The sequence below is a fragment of the Kitasatospora sp. NPDC059577 genome (genome assembly GCF_042735475.1).
In the GTDB taxonomy this organism is placed as follows: Bacteria; Actinomycetota; Actinomycetes; order Streptomycetales; family Streptomycetaceae; genus Kitasatospora.
The window spans coordinates 42,194-60,216 of sequence record NZ_JBHWBZ010000035.1 but is presented as its reverse complement, the minus strand read 5'-3'; the positions used below and the strand labels follow the sequence as shown (position 1 = coordinate 60,216).

Annotated in this window: 17 protein-coding genes and 1 pseudogene; 10 read left to right on the top strand and 8 right to left on the bottom strand. The window is 74.7% G+C overall.

Annotation, left to right across the window (positions count from 1 at the left end):
• A pseudogene (locus ACFV0O_RS25055) lies at nt 1–428 on the bottom strand (hypothetical protein); the annotation flags it as partial.
• A gap of 221 nt (nt 429–649) precedes the next feature.
• Between ACFV0O_RS25055 and ACFV0O_RS25050 the strand changes: the two are divergent.
• Together ACFV0O_RS25050 and ACFV0O_RS25045 are read left to right on the top strand one after the other, a co-directional pair.
• Nucleotides 650–1,591 carry a deoxyribonuclease IV gene (locus tag ACFV0O_RS25050; RefSeq protein WP_380345462.1) on the top strand — a complete coding sequence of 314 codons (942 nt, stop codon included), beginning with the start codon at nt 650–652 and terminating at the stop codon, nt 1,589–1,591.
• A gap of 154 nt (nt 1,592–1,745) precedes the next feature.
• A complete protein-coding gene (locus ACFV0O_RS25045) occupies nt 1,746–3,854 on the top strand; it encodes an MMPL family transporter (RefSeq protein WP_380345460.1) in 2,109 nt (702 codons plus the stop codon).
• A 63-nt stretch (nt 3,855–3,917) separates the two neighbouring features.
• Here ACFV0O_RS25045 and ACFV0O_RS25040 read toward each other — a convergent pair whose 3' ends face one another.
• A complete protein-coding gene (locus ACFV0O_RS25040; RefSeq protein WP_380345458.1) occupies nt 3,918–4,142 on the bottom strand; it encodes a hypothetical protein in 225 nt (74 codons plus the stop codon).
• A 464-nt stretch (nt 4,143–4,606) separates the two neighbouring features.
• On the opposite strand from ACFV0O_RS25040, the gene ACFV0O_RS25035 reads away from it, so the two are divergent.
• The 8 genes from ACFV0O_RS25035 to ACFV0O_RS25000 all read left to right on the top strand — a co-directional run bounded on the left by ACFV0O_RS25035 (nt 4,607) and on the right by ACFV0O_RS25000 (nt 12,672).
• Entirely contained in the window at nt 4,607–5,989 is a 1,383-nt protein-coding gene (locus ACFV0O_RS25035) for an amino acid permease (RefSeq protein WP_380345456.1), read from the top strand.
• Between the two features lie 208 nt (nt 5,990–6,197).
• Nucleotides 6,198–6,845, top strand: a complete 648-nt coding sequence (locus ACFV0O_RS25030; protein ID WP_380345454.1) for an HNH endonuclease family protein — start codon at nt 6,198–6,200, stop codon at nt 6,843–6,845.
• Between the two features lie 267 nt (nt 6,846–7,112).
• A complete protein-coding gene (locus ACFV0O_RS25025) occupies nt 7,113–7,301 on the top strand; it encodes a DUF1508 domain-containing protein (RefSeq protein WP_360258208.1) in 189 nt (62 codons plus the stop codon).
• A 120-nt stretch (nt 7,302–7,421) separates the two neighbouring features.
• Nucleotides 7,422–8,657 carry a glycosyltransferase family 4 protein gene (locus ACFV0O_RS25020; protein WP_380345452.1) on the top strand — a complete coding sequence of 412 codons (1,236 nt, stop codon included), beginning with the start codon at nt 7,422–7,424 and terminating at the stop codon, nt 8,655–8,657.
• Nucleotides 8,654–9,850 (top strand): glycosyltransferase, encoded by a 1,197-nt coding sequence (locus tag ACFV0O_RS25015; RefSeq protein WP_380345450.1) that lies wholly within the window; start codon nt 8,654–8,656, stop codon nt 9,848–9,850. Before ACFV0O_RS25020 ends, ACFV0O_RS25015 begins: the two co-directional genes overlap by 4 nt.
• The gene (locus ACFV0O_RS25010; protein WP_380345448.1) at nt 9,825–10,709 is read left to right on the top strand and encodes an SGNH/GDSL hydrolase family protein; all 885 of its coding nucleotides are present in this window, start codon (nt 9,825–9,827) and stop codon (nt 10,707–10,709) included. The genes ACFV0O_RS25015 and ACFV0O_RS25010 overlap by 26 nt, the downstream gene beginning before the upstream one ends.
• A 236-nt stretch (nt 10,710–10,945) precedes the next feature.
• Nucleotides 10,946–12,058, top strand: coding sequence for an NUDIX domain-containing protein (locus ACFV0O_RS25005; protein WP_380345447.1), 1,113 nt, complete (start codon nt 10,946–10,948; stop codon nt 12,056–12,058).
• 212 nt (nt 12,059–12,270) lie between these two features.
• A complete protein-coding gene (locus ACFV0O_RS25000) occupies nt 12,271–12,672 on the top strand; it encodes a DUF6188 family protein (protein WP_380345445.1) in 402 nt (133 codons plus the stop codon).
• Between the two features lie 178 nt (nt 12,673–12,850).
• Here the strand turns inward: ACFV0O_RS25000 and ACFV0O_RS24995 are convergent, their stop codons facing one another.
• The 6 genes from ACFV0O_RS24995 to ACFV0O_RS24970 all read right to left on the bottom strand — a co-directional run bounded on the left by ACFV0O_RS24995 (nt 12,851) and on the right by ACFV0O_RS24970 (nt 17,895).
• On the bottom strand, nt 12,851–13,225 hold the full coding sequence (locus ACFV0O_RS24995) for a hypothetical protein (RefSeq protein ID WP_360258194.1): 375 nt from the start codon (nt 13,223–13,225) through the stop codon (nt 12,851–12,853).
• A 54-nt stretch (nt 13,226–13,279) separates the two neighbouring features.
• A complete protein-coding gene (locus ACFV0O_RS24990) occupies nt 13,280–13,675 on the bottom strand; it encodes a roadblock/LC7 domain-containing protein (RefSeq protein WP_380345443.1) in 396 nt (131 codons plus the stop codon).
• Between the two features lie 82 nt (nt 13,676–13,757).
• On the bottom strand, nt 13,758–15,083 hold the full coding sequence (locus ACFV0O_RS24985; RefSeq protein WP_380345441.1) for a hypothetical protein: 1,326 nt from the start codon (nt 15,081–15,083) through the stop codon (nt 13,758–13,760).
• Between the two features lie 112 nt (nt 15,084–15,195).
• On the bottom strand, nt 15,196–15,579 hold the full coding sequence (locus ACFV0O_RS24980) for a hypothetical protein (protein ID WP_380345439.1): 384 nt from the start codon (nt 15,577–15,579) through the stop codon (nt 15,196–15,198).
• 666 nt (nt 15,580–16,245) lie between these two features.
• On the bottom strand, nt 16,246–17,271 hold the full coding sequence (locus ACFV0O_RS24975; RefSeq protein ID WP_380345437.1) for an LLM class flavin-dependent oxidoreductase: 1,026 nt from the start codon (nt 17,269–17,271) through the stop codon (nt 16,246–16,248).
• A gap of 144 nt (nt 17,272–17,415) precedes the next feature.
• On the bottom strand, nt 17,416–17,895 hold the full coding sequence (locus tag ACFV0O_RS24970) for a DUF2269 domain-containing protein (RefSeq protein ID WP_380345435.1): 480 nt from the start codon (nt 17,893–17,895) through the stop codon (nt 17,416–17,418).
• Between the last annotated feature and the right edge of the window lie 128 nt (nt 17,896–18,023).

Here is an 18,023-nt window from a genome sequence, read left to right as displayed (position 1 = left end):
GGGGGGGCGGGGGCGCGGGCGGCCGGGGGGGGGGGGGGGCGCGGCGCGGGGGGGGGGCGCGGCGCCCGCCCCCGCCCCCGCCGGCGCCGGGGCCCCCCCCCCCCCGGGGGTGTTTCCCGGTGGGCGCGGGGCGGGGTCCGGTCGGTGCGGTGGGCCGGGGCGGGCACGTCGGTGTCCCGGGCCGGGCCGGCCGGGCACCCGGCCGCGTCCGCGGTGTCGACGGTGTGCACGTCGTTGGCGAAGCGGGGGTCGGACAGCACGGTGCGCACGTCCTGGTAGCGGACGGCGATCCGGACCGGGTCCACGCCGGGGACGGTGGCGCGGGCGAGCGGGGCGCGTTCGCGCAGGTCGGCGAAGGCCCCGAAGGGGTCGCGGATCAGCTGGTCGGCGCGCAGGTCGACGGTCTCGACGGGTTCGGCGGTGGTCACGGTCGCCTCCTCGGGGTCACGGGTCCCCTTGGTCACGGATCGTGACGGAGCTGGAGGTCACCGGGCCTGGTTTCCCCGCCCGATTCACTCGATGGAGTACAGAGGATCGTTTCGCCGGGCCCCGGGAGGCCAGGTCCTCGGGCGCCCGCGTCGACCCGTCGTCCGGCGCCCGCCTCGACCTGCCCGGCGCCGCCGCCCCGGCCCGTGACATGCTCGGGGCCATGACCACCGCGCTCGTACCGCCCGTCGCCACCGTCCGCAACCCGATCGGCGCCCACGTCCCGGTGGCCGGACGCGGGCTGGCCGGGACGGGACTGGCGTACGCACGACGGGTCGGTGCCGAGACGGTGCAGGTGTTCGTCGCCAACCCGCGCGGCTGGGCCACTCCCCCGGGCAACCCGGCGCAGGACGAGGAGTTCCGCACCGCCTGCGCCGACCAGGGCATCCCGGCCTGGGTGCACGCGCCGTACCTGATCAACTTCGGCTCGGACAACCCGGCCACCCGCGAACGCTCGGCCGACTCGCTGCGCCACTCGCTGCGCCGCGGACACGCCATCGGCGCACTCGGCGTGGTGCTCCACACCGGCTCGGCGGTCGGTACCGCGCCCGACGGCGGATCGCGCCGGGCCGAGGCGATGGCGCAGGTCCGCGAGGACGTCCGGCCACTGCTGGACGAACTCGACGCGCTCGGCGAGGACGCGCCCTGGCTGCTGCTGGAACCGACCGCCGGCCAGGGCAGCTCGCTCTGCTCACGGCTGGAGGAACTGGCCGAGTACGTCGAGGCCCTGGACGGCCACCCGAAGGTCGGGGTCTGCCTGGACACCTGCCACGCCTTCGCCGCCGGGCACGACCTGGCGGCACCCGGCGGGGTGACGGCCGCGCTGGACGCCCTGGCCTCCGCCGCCGGTCCGGGCCGGCTACGGCTGATCCACGCCAACGACTCCGAGGACGTGGTCGGTGCCCGCAAGGACCGGCACGCCAACATCGGCGCCGGGATGATCGGCGCGGAACCGTTCCGCGAGCTGTTCGAGCACCCGGAGACGGCCGGCGTGCCGCTGCTGGTGGAGACCCCGGATCGCAAGCACGGCGGGGACGGCACGGGCCACGCGCTGGACATCACGGTGCTGAAGGAGCTGCGGGAGCGGGCGGCGGTCCACGTCTGAGCGCTCCGGGCCCCGGAGTACCGGCGTTCCGGCGCTCCGGCGTTCCGGTCCGTATCCGCGTCGGCCTCCGCGTCCTCGCCTGGAGCTGCCGGATGACGGGGCCGGTGGCAGGCTGGAACGGATCACTGCCGCCGGCCTTCCAGGGGGTCGTTTCATGTCTCCGACCCGGAACCTCGCCGCGCTGCCGTGCGGGCGCCGCAGCAAGTGGGTGGTGCTCGCGCTGTGGCTGGTGCTGCTGGTGGCCGCCGGTCCACTGGCCGGGAAGCTGATGGGCGCCGAGGACAACCAGGCGTCCAGTTGGCTGCCCGGCAACGCCGAGTCCACCCGGGTGCTCGACGAGCAGCGGGTCTTCCAGCCGGTGGACACCGCCCAGGCCGTCGTGGTGTACCAGCGGGCCGGTGGCATCACCCCCGCCGACCGGGCCGAGGCCACCCGCGACGCCGTCCAGTTCGCCGCCGTGCCGCACGTCGTCGGACCGGTGAACGGTCCGGTGGTGTCCACCGACGGCCAGGCCATGCAGACCACCGTGCCGATCGACATCGGCAGCAACGGCTGGAACGACCTCAAACCCGCCGTCGACCAGCTGCGCCGGATCGCCGCCGACGGCAGTCAGGGCATGATCACCCACGTGACCGGGCCCGGCGGAGTCGCCGCCGACCAGGCCGAGGCCTTCGCGGGCATCGACAGCGCGCTGCTCGTCGCCACCGTCAGTGTGGTGATCATCCTGCTGCTGCTCACCTACCGGAGCCCGGTGCTGTGGGTCCTGCCGCTGGTCTCGGCGGCCGGGGCGCTGGTCGTCGCCGAGGCGATCATCTACCTGCTCGCCAAGCACTCCGGTCTGACCGTCAACGCGCAGAGCGCCGGCATCCTGATCGTCCTGGTGCTCGGCGCGGGGACGGACTACGCGCTGCTGCTCACGGCCCGCTACCGGGAGGAGTTGCGCCGCCACCAGGACCGGCACGAGGCGATGGCGTTCGCCCTGCACCGGGCCGGGCCCGCCATCCTCGCCTCCTCGGCAACCGTGATCATCTCCATGCTCTGCCTGCTGGTCGCCCAGATGAACTCCACCAGCGGCCTCGGCCCGGTCTGCGCGATCGGCGTCCTGGTCGCCCTCGTGGCCATGCTCACCCTGCTGCCCGCCCTGCTGGTGATCGTCGGCCGCTGGGTGTTCTGGCCGGTCCGGCCCGGGTACGGCACGCCGGAGCCGACCAGGACCGGCCGCTGGGCGCACATCGGCACCTGGATCGGACGCCGGCCGCGCAAGGTGTGGGTGACCACGGCGCTGGCGCTCGGGGTCTGCTGCATCGGGCTGGTCTCGCTCGACGCCAACGGCCTCAGCACCGCCGGGACCTTCACCGGCAAACCGGACTCGGTGATCGGCCAGCAGGTGCTGGAGCAGCACTTCCCCGGCGGAACGGGCGCACCGCTCACCGTCATCTCCACCGACACCGGCGCGCCCGCCGTCCGGGACGCCGCCAGGACGACGGCCGGGGTCGCGGCCACCACGCCGCCGGTCATCCGCGAAGGGCAGGCCCTGTTCCAGGCCACCCTCGCCGACCCGCCGGACAGCCAGGCCGCCAAGGACACCGTCGACCGGGTGCGGGCCGCCGTGCACGCCGTGCCGAACGCGGACGCCAAGGTCGGCGGGAGCACCGCCGTCGTACTGGACGCCGGGCGCGCCTCCGCCGCCGACAACCGGGCGATCATCCCGCTGGTCCTCGGCGTGGTGCTGCTGATCCTGGCGTTGCTGCTGCGGGCCGTCACGGCGCCGCTGGTGCTGATCGCGACCGTGGTGCTGTCGTACGCGGCGGCGCTCGGGATCAGTGCGTTCTTCTTCGCGCACGTCTTCCACTTCCAGGGCCAGGACAACGCGTTCCCGCTGTTCGTCTTCGTCTTCCTGGTCGCGCTGGGGATCGACTACAACATCTTCCTGATGACCCGGATCCGGGAGGAGTCCGCCCAGCACGGCACCCGGCAGGGGGCGCTGAACGGGCTGTCCGCCACCGGTGGCGTGATCACCTCGGCCGGCCTGATCCTGGCCAGCACCTTCGCCGTGCTCGGCACCCTGCCGATCGTGGGCTTCGCCGAGATCGGCTTCGCGGTGGCCCTCGGCGTGCTGCTCGACACCCTGATCGTGCGTTCGGTGCTGGTCACGGCGCTCACCATGGACCTCGACCGGCACATCTGGTGGCCGGGGCGGCTGTCCCGACCGGACGCGGTCGCGGCCCCGGTCGCGGCGGCTCCGCCGGGCGGACAGGAGTGAGCCCGGGAACCGCTGCGGCGGTTCCCGGGCCCGGTCCTCGATCGACAGCCGGTCAGGCGTCGGTCAGCAGTCGCCGATGCACTTGTCGTCGGAGTGCTCGTGCGCGTTGAGCCAGCTGGCGTGCGGGCCGAACAGGCCGACACCGGCCGAACCCGTCTCCAGGCTCGCCGAGCTGGACGAGTCCGACGCGTGCCAAGCGGCCATCGCCGGCACCGGCACCGCGAAGGCGGCGGCGCCCGTCACGGCGGCGATCACGGCGAGCTTGCGGACGTTTCCACGAAACGACATCAGATGTCCTTTGGGTGGTCTCTGGCATGGAAAGGAGAAGCGCCCCGGGGCCGGCCACAAGCACACCCGGCCACCCCGCAGCACCGGCACAGGTTTGCACACGAACGCGCACGAACCCGCCTCCATCGCAACCCGACTGAGGCATTCGGGTGATGCAACTCCCCCTCCCGGACGAACCGGGGGCCCGTTCGCGCATGCGGTCGATCGGCCGGGCGGACCGCGCCGGACGAGTGCCCGCCGGGCCGCCGCCGCACCGCAAGACTTGCGGCGAAGCGCCGGACCGGCTGAACAAATCCCGTCGATTTGGTGCAAGGTGTCGCCCGGTCCGAGCATGAACGGTCGCTCCGCACCCTCCGCGCGCTCCACCGAGCGTTCTACCGGACGCTCCACCGAGTGCCCCGCCGGGCGCTCCACCGAGCGCTCCGCCGGAGGTCGAGCAGGACCACGAAAGGCGCACCACCCACATGCAGACCAGCCCCGCCGCACCCCGGCAGGCGACCCGACCGAACGCCCCGGAGACCCCGGCCCCGGTCGACCCCACCCCCGCGAAGAACGGCCGCTTCGGGCTCGCGACCGCCACCGCCCTGGTGACGGGCAACATCATCGGCGGCGGCATCTTCATGATCCCGGCCGCCGTCGCCCCGTACGGGACGGTCAGCCTGGTCGCCTTCGCGGTGCTCACCGTGGGCGCGATCGCGCTGGCCCTGGTCTTCGGGCAACTGGCCCGCCGCAACCCGCGCACCGGCGGACCGTACGTCTACGCCCGGGAGGCCTTCGGTGACTTCGCCGGCTTCCTGTCCGCCTGGTCGTACTGGATCACCACCTGGGTCAGCAACGCCGCGCTCGCCGTCGCCGCCGTCGGCTACCTCGACGTGCTGCTGCCCGTCGGCCACTCCACCGCGCTCAGCATCACCGCCGCACTGGCTTTCCAGTGGCTTCCCGCGCTGGCGAACCTGGCCGGGACCAGGTACGTCGGGGCCGTCCAACTCGTCTCCACCGTCCTGAAGTTCGTCCCGCTGCTCCTGGTCTCGGTCGGCGGCCTGTTCTTCTTCGACCCGAAGAACCTCGGCCCCTTCGACGGCAACGGCCAGGGCTGGGCGGGCGGCATGACCGCCGCCGCGGCGATCCTGCTGTTCAGCTACCTGGGCGTGGAGTCCGCTGCGATGAGCGCGGGCAAGGTCCGCGACCCGGAGCGCAACGTCGGTCGGGCCAGCGTGCTCGGTACCACCGGCGCGGCGGTGGTCTACCTGCTGGGCACGCTCGCGGTCTTCGGCAGCGTCGCGCACGAGCGGCTGGTCCACTCCGCCGCACCGTTCTCCGACGCCGTGGACGCCATGTTCGGCGGCTCCTGGGGTGGCACGGCGATCGCCGTCGCCGCACTGGTCTCGATGACCGGCGCCCTCAACGGCTGGACCCTGCTGGCCGCCCAGGCCCCGTACGCGGCCGCCAAGGACGGCCTGTTCCCGGCCGCCTTCGGGAAGGAACGGCGCGGCGTGCCGGTCTTCGGCGTGGTGGTGAGCGTCGCCCTGGCCTCGGCGCTGACCGTCCTCGACTTCGCCAGCGGCGCGAAGGGCGCCTTCGACACCCTGGTGCTGGTCACCACCTTCACCGCCACCGTGCCCTACCTGCTCTCCACCGCCGCCCAGTTGTACTGGCTGGTCCGCGGCGCCACCGACAAGGTGGACAACGGCCGGCTCGTCCGCGACGCGGTGCTCGGGCTCGGCGCCTTCGTCTTCTCCCTCTGGCTCCTGGCCGGCGCCGGCTACGCGGCCGTCTACCAGGGCGTGCTGTTCCTCTTCGCGGGGATCCTGGTCTACGTCTGGATGGCGGGACGGCGCCGCAGCTGACCTCCGGGTCGGCGGCCGGGCCACCGGACGGGCGCCCGACTCCCTTGCCGACTGCCGGATTCGTCCGGCAATCGGCAGGCAATGGACCGGTAAAGACCGGTTGTCCACGAGGATTTCACCTCCCGGGTCTACCCGCGTAGCCGACGGGTTCGCCACACTGGCGCACGCAACTCAGCAGCTCATCCGATGAGATGATGGAGCGTTCGCCATGGCCCCCACCGCGTCCATACGCCGGTTCCTGTCCTGCCTCCCGGCCGCCGCCGCACTCGCCGCCGCCACCGTGCTCACGGCCGGCACCCCCGCCCAGGCCGCCCTGCCGACCCCGATCTCCGCAGCCACCGCCCGCAGTTACCTCGCCGCGATGCCCGCCACCGCCGAGAGCCACGCGAGCACCTACGACCGGACGCTGTTCCCGACCTGGATCACCATCAGCGGCACCTGCGACACCCGCGAGTGGGTCGTCAAGCGGGACGGCAGCAACGTCGCCACCGACACCTCCTGCAAGGCCACCAGCGGCAGTTGGTCCTCGCCGTACGACAACGCGACCACCACCAACGCCTCCTCGTTCGACGTCGACCACCTGGTGCCGCTCTCCGAGGCCTGGGCCTCCGGCGCCTGGTCCTGGACCACCGCCCAGCGCCAGGCCTTCGCCAACGACGTCACCCGCCCCCAGCTGCTCCTGGTCTCCGCGAGCAGTAACCGCTCCAAGGGCGACCGCGACCCCGCCGAGTGGCTCCCCCAGGCCTCCTACCGCTGCACCTACGCCCGCGCCTGGGTCCAGGTCAAGCAGTACTACGGCCTCGGCGTCGACAGCGCCGAGAAGACCGCGCTGACCGGCATCCTCAACGGCTGCTGACCGGCGTCCCCCTGACGGCGCCGCATCGACGGCACCCGAGTGACGGCGCCCCTTCGACCGCGCCCCTTCGACGGCGCCCGAGTGGCGGCACACGTGCAACGGCGCCCCGCACCGGCCCTCCGGGTCACGGTGCGGGGCGCCGACGTCGCGGGACCAGGGCGCTCCCCCGCGGAGTCCACTCGAACGCCACTCTCCGCGCGCCCCGCAGCGCCCCCGCGGCCTACGGTGCGGGCCAGGGGGTCATCCGAGCGGAAGGCTGTTGCTGACATGGCGGGCAGATTCGAGCTGTACGTGGACGAGACCGGGATGCACCGGTTCCGGCTCAAGGCGAGCAACGGGTCGGTCGTGGTGACCGGGGACCCGGAGGAGACCAAGGACGACTGCCTGAAGAGCATCGAGTCGATCCGCAAGCTCGCGCCGTACGCCGAGCTCAAGGAGGCCGCCGGGTCGGTGTGAGGCCTGGACCGCAGCAGGCGCCAGGAGACGCGGGTCGGTGGTGCAAATCGCCGACCCGCGTTCGCTTGTTCGACAGATCCCTTTGGCCGGGTGCACGCCGGGTGCGGACAGAACTCTGGCATGCGTGTCGTCATCGTCACCGAGTCCTTTCCGCCCGAGGTCAACGGGGTCGCCCACAGCGTGCTGCGGACGGCCGAGCACCTGGTCCGCCGGGGCCATCGGCCCCTCGTCGTCACCCCCGCGCCGGCGCGGGGCGCGGAGTGCCCGCCGGAGAGCTTCGGGAGTGCCGAGGCGGCGGAGATCCCCGTGGTGCGCATTCCGTCGATGCCGCTGCCCGGGTACCCACAGGTGCGGATCGCGCTGCCCAGCCGACAGCTCGCGGCCGCGGTCGCCGGACACCGGCCGGACATCGTGCACCTGGCCAGCCCGTTCGTGCTCGGCGCGCGCGGCGGACAGGTCGCGGCCCGGCTCGGGGTGCCCGCCGTGGCCGTCTACCAGACCGACCTCGCCGGGTACGCGCACGCCTACCGGGCCGGACGGGGGCTCGGGGAGGCCGCCGCGTGGCGGCGGATCCGGGCCGTGCACCGGGCGGCCGCCCGCACCCTCGCGCCGTCCACCCCGGCCGCGCAGGACCTGACCGCGCACGGCGTGCCCCGGGTGCAGCTGTGGCCGCGCGGCGTGGACTCGGTGCGGTTCCACCCGCGGCACCGGGACGAGGCACTGCACCGGGCACTCGCCCCGGGCGGGGAAGTGCTCGTCGGGTACGTCGGGCGGCTGGCGCCGGAGAAACGGGTCGACCTGCTGACGGCCGCCTCGGCGCTACCCGGGGTACGCGTGGTGATCGTCGGGGACGGGCCCTCCGCTCCCGGACTGAAGGCCTCGATGCCCGGTGCGGTGTTCCTCGGCCGCCGGACGGGCGAGGAACTCGCCCGCTGCTTCGCGACGCTGGACACGTTCGTGCACACCGGCCCGCTGGAGACCTTCTGCCAGACCATCCAGGAGGCGATGGCGAGCGGGGTACCGGTGATCGGCCCGGCCGCCGGCGGCCCGCTGGACCTGGTGGCGCACCACCGCACCGGACTGCTGGTGCCGCCGCGGGACGGCGCCGCGGTGGCCCGGGCGGTCGCCGAACTGGCCGCCGACCCGGCACGGAGGGCGGCGTACGGGCAGGCGGGCCGGGCGGAGGTGACCGCGCGCACCTGGGAGGCGGTCGGGGACCAGCTGCTGCGGCACTACGCCGAGGTGCTGGCGGAGCACCGGGGGCTGCCGGTGGCGCCGCCCGCACCGGCGCCGGTCGAACCGCTCGCGAAGGGCCCGGCGGCCGCGGACGCCCTGCCGGAGGAGCTGCCGGCATGACCTCCGCCCCGTACGGCGAGGCGCTGACCATCGTGCGGCTCGCCAACTTCGTCACCCCGGTCTCCGGCGGCCTGCGCACCGCGCTGCGGCACCTCGGCGCCGGATACCGGGCGGCCGGGCACCGGCCGGTGCTGATCGTGCCCGGCGGGCGGCGCTCCGAGGAGGAGACCGAACAGGGCCTGGTGCTCACCCTGCCGGGACCGGTGCTGCCGGCCGGCGGCGGCTACCGGCTGCTCACCGACCGCCGGGCCGTGGCCGCCGAGCTGACCCGGCTCTCCCCCGACCGGCTGGAGGTGTCCGACCGCACCACCCTGCGCTGGACCGGCGCCTGGGCCCGCCGGCACGGGGTGCGCTCGGTGATGGTGTCGCACGAGAGCGCCACCGGGGTGCTGCGCACCCGGGGCGTGCCCGGGCCGCTGGCGAACGCGGCCGCCGACCGGCTCAACGCGGCGACCGCCCGGAGCTACGACTCGGTGCTGTGCACCACCGACTGGGCGGCGGCGGAGTTCCGGCGGATCGGCACCCCGAACCTCGTCCGGGCGCCGCTCGGAGTGGACCTGGAGACGATGCGGCCGCTGACGCGGGTCGAGCGGGCGGCCGAACGGGCCCGGTACGCCGCCCCGGAGGACGTGCTGCTGGTGCTGTGCTCGCGGCTCTCGGCGGAGAAGCGTCCCGAGCGGGCGGTCGAGGCGCTGGCCGCGCTGCGGGCACGGCGGGTGCCCGCCGTCCTCGTGGTCGCCGGGACCGGTCCGCTGCGGGACCGGCTGGCGGACCGGGCCGCGCGGCTGCGGCTGCCGGTGCGCTTCCTCGGGCACCTGAGCGGGCGCGAGGCACTGGCCCGGCTGCTGGGCTGCGCGGACGTGGTGCTCGCGCCCGGGCCGGTGGAGACCTTCGGGCTGGCCGCGATGGAGGCGCTGGCCTGCGGAACGCCGGTCGCGGTCAGCCGCTCCTCCGCCCTGCCCGGCCTGGTCGGGCTCGCCGGCGTGGCGGCCCCCGACTCCGGCGGCGGATTCGCCTCCGCGGTGCGCCAGTTACTGGACCGGCCGGAGGGCGTCCGGCGCTCCGCCGCCCGCGCGCAGGCCGAGCGGTACGGCTGGCCGGCGGCGGTGACGGCGTTCCTGGCGGCGCACGGCGTCCGGAACGGCCCCGCGGTGGAAGGGGGACCCGATGAGCAAGCTCGGCACCGGTCCTGACCGGGTGGCGCAAGGCCGCTCCCCGGCCGGCGAGTTGACGCGGTTCGTCGCGCTCGGCGACTCGCTGACGGAAGGAGTCGGGGACGCGGTGGACGAGGGGTGGCGCGGCTGGGCCGCCGTCCTGGCACACTCACTGGTGCCCGACGGCCGGGAGGCCGAGTTCACCAACCTGGCGCACAGCGGCGCACTGACCGTCGACCTGACGACCGGTCAGGTCCCGGCCGCGCTGGCGCTGCGGCCGCAGCTGGCCGCCGTGGTCGTCGGCGGCAACGACACCCTCCGCGCGGGCTTCGACATCCGGCGCACCACGCTGGAGCTGGACGCCGCCCTGGGCGAACTGTCCGGTCACGGCGCCGTCCTGCTGACCGCCTGCCTGCCCGACCCCGGCCCCCTGCTCCGGCTCCCCGCGCCACTCGCCCGCCCGCTGGCCCGGCGGATGCGGGCCGTCAACACGGTGGTGCACGCCCTCACCGCGCGCCACCGGGCGGTGCACCTGCACCTCGCCGAGCTCCCGTGGCTGGAGGAACGGCGGCTGCTGAGCGTGGACCGGCTGCACCCCAGCGCGGAGGGGCACCACCTGATCGCCCGCCGCTTCCACGGGCTGCTCACCGAGGCCGGACACCCGCTCGGCCCGCCACCCACCGCCGTACCGGCCGAACCCGCGCCGAGCCTGCGCGCCGACCTGTGGTGGATGGCCACCCGGGGCACCCGCTGGGTCGCCGCCCGCAGCACCGACCTGCTGCCCGGGTTGCTGGCGCTCGCCGCGGCCGAAGCCGCCGCCCGGGTGCGCGGCGCGAGCGGGCGGCACGACGAACGGATGGCCCGGGCGGCGGCGCAGGCGCTGGCCTCCCTGGGGTGACGGCGGGGCGGGGAGCCGGCGGCGGGTGCGGCTGGGCGGCGCGGTGGGTGCGGCTTGGCGGGCGTGGCGGTGGCGGCGCGGCTCAGCGGCGGTGGCGGCGGCTCAGCGGCGCGCCGGGTGCCGGGCGGCGGGCCGCGGGTCACCCGGCGGTGGGGATCGGCACGGCCGCCGGGCGGGAACCATGGAGGTGGCCCGGGCAGTCGTGACCGGGAGAGGCTACGGCGGAGGGAGTCGGGGTGGAGAGCACGGACCAGAGCGGTCGGGGGATCCTGGCGGCGGCCGGGGTGCTGTTCCCGGACCGGGACGGGCGACTGATGGTGGTACGGCTGCCGTACGACCGGACACATCCGGTGGCGATCCCGGGCGGCGGATGGGAGCCCACCGACCGGTCGCTGCGGGAGACCGCGCTGCGCGAGATCGCCGAGGAACTCGGGTTCACGCCCCGGCTGGGGCCGCTCGCCTGCGTCGACTGGGCGCTGTACCCGGACCGCCCGCCGATCGTGGCGTTCCTGTACTGGGCCGAACCGCTGACGGAGCGGCAGGCGGCGGCGATCCGGCCGGACACCGCCGAGGTCGGCGGATGGACGTGGCTGACCACCGAACAGGCGGGCCGGGCACTGCCACCCCTGCTGTCGCGCCGGGTGACGGCCTGTCTGCGGGTGCCGCGGACCGCCGGGCCGCTGGAACTGGAGGACAGCCGGCCGGTCGGCCACACGCTGCGGGAACTGCCCGCCGACGCACCGGTGCCCGAGTACCTCGGGCTGGCCGCCGCCCCGGGGCTGAACCCGGAGGTCCAGGAGCGGTCGGAGCCGCCGCTGGACCGGGACACCTACTACGCCCGGCTGCCCCGGATCCGGGCGAAGGCGCGGGCGCTGTTCACCGACGCCGACGGTCGGGTGCTGCTGGTCCGGCTGCGGCCCTGGGACGGACCGCGCGGGCAGGAACCGTACTGGACACTGCCGGGCGGCGGGGTCGAGGCGGACCGGGAGACGCCCCGGGCCGCCGCCCGGCGGGAGGCCCGGGAGGAACTCGGCTGGGAAGTCGAACCCGGGCCGCTGCTGGTGCTCGACTGGCAACCGGGGGCGGCGGCCGATCCGGGGGCCGATCCGGCGACCGGCCGGGACACCGCCGTCCTGGTGTACGTGTACGACGGGGGCACGGTGACCGACGGGCTGCTCGGCTCGATCGTGCTGCAGGAGGAGGAGCTGGTGGAGTGGCGGCTCTGCGAACCGGCCGAGGCGCGGGCCCTGCTCACCGGGCCCTCCTGGGACCGTACAGCCGCTGCGCTGGCCGCCCGGGAGCGGGCGGGCGGCCCGGTCGAGCTGGTGCGCGGGCGGGCCGTGGGGTAGCGGGTGAGTGGTCGGGCCGCCGAACGGCGGGCGGGCGGCGGGCGGCGGGCGGCGGGCGGTGGCGCGGGCTCCGGGCGGGTGACCGACGGTGGCCCGGCTGCGCCCGGGTGAACCCGGCTGCCGCTGGGACGACGGTCGTGCTGCCGGAGAGCCGCCGGGACCTCCGGCCGGAGGAGCGGATGGACCGGGCCCGGTTGGGACAGACTGGGAGCATGCAGAACGCGATCACGGAGGTGCTGGCCGGCCGTCGGGTGGAGGCGGTCAGCGGAGGCGGATGGCTGGACCTGCAGCTGGACGGCGAGGTGACCGTCCGGGTGGTGCACGAATTCCGGTTCGCTGCGCCGTCGTTCGCCGCACCGGAGGAAGTCGGGCACTTCTTCCCGGGACTGACCGTCCAGCCGAGCGCCGCACTGCTGGCGCTGGTCGGGCAGGCCGTCGACACCGCCCGGATCACCCTGGCAGGCGGGCTGGAGCTGGATTTCGCCGGCGGCGGTGCGCTGTCCGTCCCGCCGCACGCGCAACTGGCGCCGTGGAGCGTGCGGACCGCCGCGGGCGTGGCGTGCGAGGCCCTGCCGGGCGGCGAGGTCCGGTGGTCGGCGCAGGAGGATTCCTAGCGGGCGCGGGGTTCGTCGAGACACCGTCCGCGGTGGGAAGGGCGCCCCGCGGGGAGGGGAGCCCGACGGGGGAACCCGTCGAGGGGGATCCCGGCCAGGTGGGGAGCCCGGCGGGAAGGGGAGCCCGGCGGGGCCTGAGCCGCCGCCGGGGACTCCTCCGGTGCCCGGGTGGGCGTCGTCAGACCTCCAGGTCGGCTTCGACCTTGGAGAGCTGGTGACGGGCCATGGCCAGGTTGGCGCGGCCCTTGTCCAGCGCGAGGTAGAGGAACAGGCCCTTGCCGGTGCGGCCGGTGAGCGGGCGGATCAGGTGGTACTGGCTGGACAGGGTGATCAGGATGTCCTCGATCCCGTCCGCCAGGCCGAGCATGTCCATGGTGCGCATCTTGGCGCGGACCACGTCGGTGTTCCCGGCCGCGGCGACGTTGAGGTCGAAACCGCCGGGGCCGTCGAGGGTGGCGAGCGCCATACCGCTGTTGTAGTCGACCAGGGCGGCACCGATGGCGCCCTCGATGCTGGTCATGGCCTGCTTGAGTGCGCCGGCTGCGTCGGTCATCTGGGTAACTCCCGTTCGTGTGTGGGTGTGGTGAGGTGCGGTGGGTGGTTCGGGTCAGCCCGCGTCGCGCGGGTCCTTGGGCACGAGGGCGTCGTTGAGCAGCCCGGCGATGCGTTGGGCGCTGCGACGGGCCTCCAGGTGGAGGCGGCCGACGTTGACGTCCGGGTGCGCCAGCAGTGTCAGCACACAGCTGCCGCCCGCCGCGTAGGTCGCGACGTAGCCGTACTCGCCGCGCACCAGCGACTCCCGGAACTCGCCCTGGCCGGTGCTGTCGGCAAGTCGTTGGGCCAGCGACAGCGAGGCCGCCGTCATCGCGGCCAGGCCGGTGGGTTCGGTCCCGTGGGTGTCGTGCGCGACCAGCAGGCCGTCCACGCTGGCCACCAGACCGCCCGCGAGGTGCGGGACGCGGTGCTTGCAGGCACGCAGTTCGGCGAGCAGCTCGGTCTCCAAGGCGATCAGTTGTCTCCTTCCGACACGCTGCTTGAGTGCCCGCCTCATGGCCGGAACGGCGGGGTCGCGGGCGGGGACTGGGTCAAAGTCGGGCCTCCAGAAGGTCTCGGACCCGGGTCAGCAGCGCGATGTCCGGGTCGGGGACGGCCAGCGGGCGGGCCGCTGCCGGGATGGTCTGGCGTTCGGGGCGGGCCGGCGTTCCGTCGTCGGTCGGCGCGGCGTACTCCGTCGAGGGCGGGGCGACCGCGGAGCCGACCCGGGCGGGGTGGGCGGTCGCGGCTCCGGTCGCTGCGACGGCGGCGTCCGGGGCACCGGTCACCCTGACACCCGTGGCCCTGGCACCCGTCACCCTGACACCGCGCAGGGAGGCGCCGGGGATCCGGCGGTGCAGGCCACCGGGCGTCGTCCCCCCGAGGGCGGGCCCGACGGCCGGCGGCGCGGTCGGCGGGTGGAGGGCGGGCGACATCGTGGCAGGGTGCAATGCGGCGGGTTGCGGCGCAGCCGGTTGCGGGACGGCGGGTCGCGGCGCAGCCGGTTGCGGAACGGCGGGTCGCGGCGCAGCCGGTTGCGGAACGGCGGGGACGAGTGCGACCGGGGCCGGTGCCGCGGGCCCGGGCGTGACGGGCCCAGGCATGACGGGGCCAGGCATGACGGGGCCAGGCATGACGGGGCCAGGAACGACTGGCGTCGGCAGGACCGGTCCCGGCGCGTCCAGCAGTCCGGCCGCGGCCAGGCGCCGGACGTCCGCCGTGACCCCGAAGCCGGAGCGACCGAGCAGACGGGCCAGGTCCGCCGGGGTTCTTCGTCCGTCGGCGTGGTCGAGCAGCTCGCGCCGGCGGCGGCCCGGCGGACGGTGGGAGGGCCGGCGGCTGTGTTCGACCGGGCGGACCGGCGCGGTGTCGAGCTGCGCCCAGGGCCAGATCCGGTCGAGGAGCCGACGGCGGCGTTCGACCTCGCGGCGGAGCCGGTCCGGCGCGACGGCGGCGACCGGTCCGAGCCAGTGCCGGACGTCGGGCTCGAACCGCCAGAGGCCGCCGGCCGGATCGGCGAGGACGAAGAAGGCGGCGTCGAACAGGGTTCCCAGGTGCCCGAGTTCGAGCTCACCCCGGGTGAGCAGCCCTCGTTCGACGAGCGCGTCGCCGACCCGCGCCTGCAGGCCGTGCAGTTGGAGGAGTTCCGACCAGCCCTCGGGGGTGATCCGGCCGCAACCGGTGAGCAGGTCGGCCAGGCCGGGTGCGCGCGGGGATTCGGCGCCGGCCACCTCGCCGTCGACCAGGTGGAGGGTGCCGAGCGGGCCGTGCAGGGCGCCGGTTGCCCGGCGGTCGGCGAGTAGGGAGAGCGCCTCGCCCGGCGTCCTCGGCGCGGCGTACTCCGTCAGGGGCGGGACGGTACCGGTGGCGGTCGTCACGCGGCCCACCGCCCGGGAACGGCGCCGGGTCGGGCTGCGCCGACGGACGGGCGGGCCGACGGCCGAAATGCGACGGCCGCGAGGGGGCGTACGGATGTCACGGTCGTCGAGTTCACCCCAGCACCAGTTCCTCGGCCAGCGCCTGGAGACGGAAGCGGGCGACGGCGAGGTTGCCTTCCGTACGGTCCAACCAGAGGTGCAGGACGAGTCGGCTGTCGAAGACGGTGTCGATGAAGCGGATCAGGTGGTAACTGCGGCCGGCAGTGACGATGATGTCCTCCAACGGGGATCGCCGGTCCTCCGCCACCGTGAAGGTCTGACTCTCGACAGCCGCCCGGACCAGGTCCGTTGCCTCGGCCGCGGAGGTCTCGTGCTCGCCCGTCGGGCTCTCGCCGACGCTGCCGAGGGCGAGCCCGCTGCTCCAGTCGACCAGGCTCGCGGCGCGGGCTCCGGCGATCGCCATCGCTCCGGAGAGGCATTCGTCGATACCCGGCACACCGGCTCCTTCGCGGGGTCTGGGCGGCCGGGCGCTGCGCGGCACCGGCCGGATCGCCACGAGCAGTGGCAGGTTCGACACGGAAGGCTACTGCCGGTTTCCATATGACGAACATTCCAATGGCATATTCACACCAGAAGCAGCTAGTTCCAGCCAAGGTATGACGATGCGTCAGCCCGGCTCGACGGACGAATCCGCTGGCTGGTCGATCGTTCGGGAACGGCGCTCCTCGGCCACCTGGCACGGGACCTTGGCTGATACCGAGCCGCGCCAGGGGGTTTCGAGACCTGAAGTGCGATAAAGGGACACACGGGCGAGAGGCGAACATCCGAGGCTCGATGATGAGCAACGTTCATGACGCCGGGCGATGAACGACGCTCATGACGCCGGCCATGAGGGGCCCTCATGACGGGTCCATGAGGGGCGCTCATCACAGTCACCGTGAGGGACGCTCATGAGGCGCGGGCCGCCATGAACTCCGGGCATGACGAAGGGGCCCGTTCCGCTGGACGGAACGAGCCCCTTCGAGTGGAGCGCCAGGCCCGGGTCGCACGGACTCTTCCTACTGAAAGTAGGACGTGCTCTGGTAGCACCGCTGACGCATGTCCGAGAGATCCGCTTTCCGGAAGATCACTTCCTCTCGACAAGAAGAACATTAGCAGGTCATCACACCTGGTCAGAAATCGCGCCCTGGCCGACCGCCTCGGCGAGCAGACGGTAGGAGTCGAGCAGCGCGGTGCGGTCGTAGGTGCTGGTGGTGACCAGGAACTCGTCCGCGCCGCTGCGCTCCACCAGTGCGGCCAGCTCGGCGGCGGCTTGCTCCGGGGTTCCGGCGATGTGACCTTTGAGCGACTGCTCGTACGCGGCCCGCTCCCGCTCCGTCATCGGCCGGGCGCGGACCTCGGCGGCGGGGGCCAGTGGCGGGAACTCGCCATGGGTGCGGGAGTACGCGCCGGACCAGGCCTCCGGGACGAGCAGTTCGTGGGCCAGCTCTGCGGTCTCGGCCACCGCGACCGTCCCCGAGACCACCACGTAGGGCTCGGCGGCCTGCGCGGAGGGGCGGAACCGGGTGCGGTAGCGGTCGATCGCCGCGAGCATCCGCTCCTCCCCGCGCGCGGCGGCGATGACCAACGGCAGCCCGGCGTCGGCGGCGTGGTCCGCGCCCGCACCGGTGGCCAGGACGAAGGCCGGGACGTGCAGCCCCTCGGCGGGCCGGGCGTGGACGCCCCGGTGCGCCCGCTGCGAGCCGTCGAAGTAGCCGATCAGTTCGGCCAGCTGGGCTCCGAAGTCGTCCGCAGCGTCCTTCTCCCGACCGAGCGCCCGCCGGACACCGTCGGTGAAGCCCACCGAGCGGCCGAGTCCCATGTCGATCCGGCCGGGGAACAGCGCCGCGAGCACGCCGAACTGTTCGGCCACCACCATCGGCTGGTGGTTGGGCAGCATCACCCCGCCGGTGCCGACCCGGATGCGCGAGGTGACCGCCGCCACCGCCGCCGCGAGCACGGTGGGCGCCGAACCGGCGACCCCCGGCACCCCGTGGTGCTCGGAGACCCAGAACCGGTGGTAGCCGAGCCGCTCGGCCTCACGGGCGAAGCCCACCGTGTCGCGCAGCGCCCTGGCCGGCTCCTCGCCCTGCCGGGTGCGGGAACGGTCGAGCACGGAGAGCCTGACGGCGGGCGTAGCGCTGGTCACGTGGGTGGAGAACCCCCGCCGCCACGAGGGCATTCCCCCGCCCCCCGGACCCCGGCCCCTCGGACCCTGGCCCCCGGATCCCGGCCCCTCGGGTGATCGGCCTGAGGGCAGACGGCCGACAACCGACGACCGACGAGCTGCGGCTCAGGCACCCGCCTCCGGTATGCGGTCCGGGCGGGCGCCCTCGGCCGGACGGCGACCCCAGGGCTTGTACACCGAGAGGATCACGGTGAAGAGGTAGAGCGAGAGGGCGACCGCCGGGACGATCACCGTGTTGTAGCGGACGAAGCCGAGGTCCTCCGCCCGGATCGGGCCGGTCGGATGCGCGTCCACCGCGCGCACCGCATCGTGCAGCCGGGCGGTCAGGGCGAAGATCGAGGCCGCCATCGCCGCCAGCGTCAGCCAGAACTTGGTGCTCACCCAGTAGTACCGGAACAGGCCCCAGGACGTGCCGAGCCCGAGCACGACCCCGCTCAGGAAGGTGAGCAGGCTGAGCGGCAGCACCAGGGCGTCGCCGAGCATGCCCATCGCCCGGTAGGCGGTGCGCAGCCGGTCGGCGTCCCCGGTCGTCAGTGCCGCCACCGCCAGGGTGAGCAGGCAGAGCATCAGGGCCAGCCAGCTCACCGAGGCGACGACGTGCAGGACGACCAGGGGCTTGCGGGGGCGCGGGGGGGGGGGGGGTGGGGGCGGGGGGGGCGGGGGGGGGGGCCGCCGGGGGGCTGGGTGGGGGGGAGGGGCGGTGAGGGGCGCTG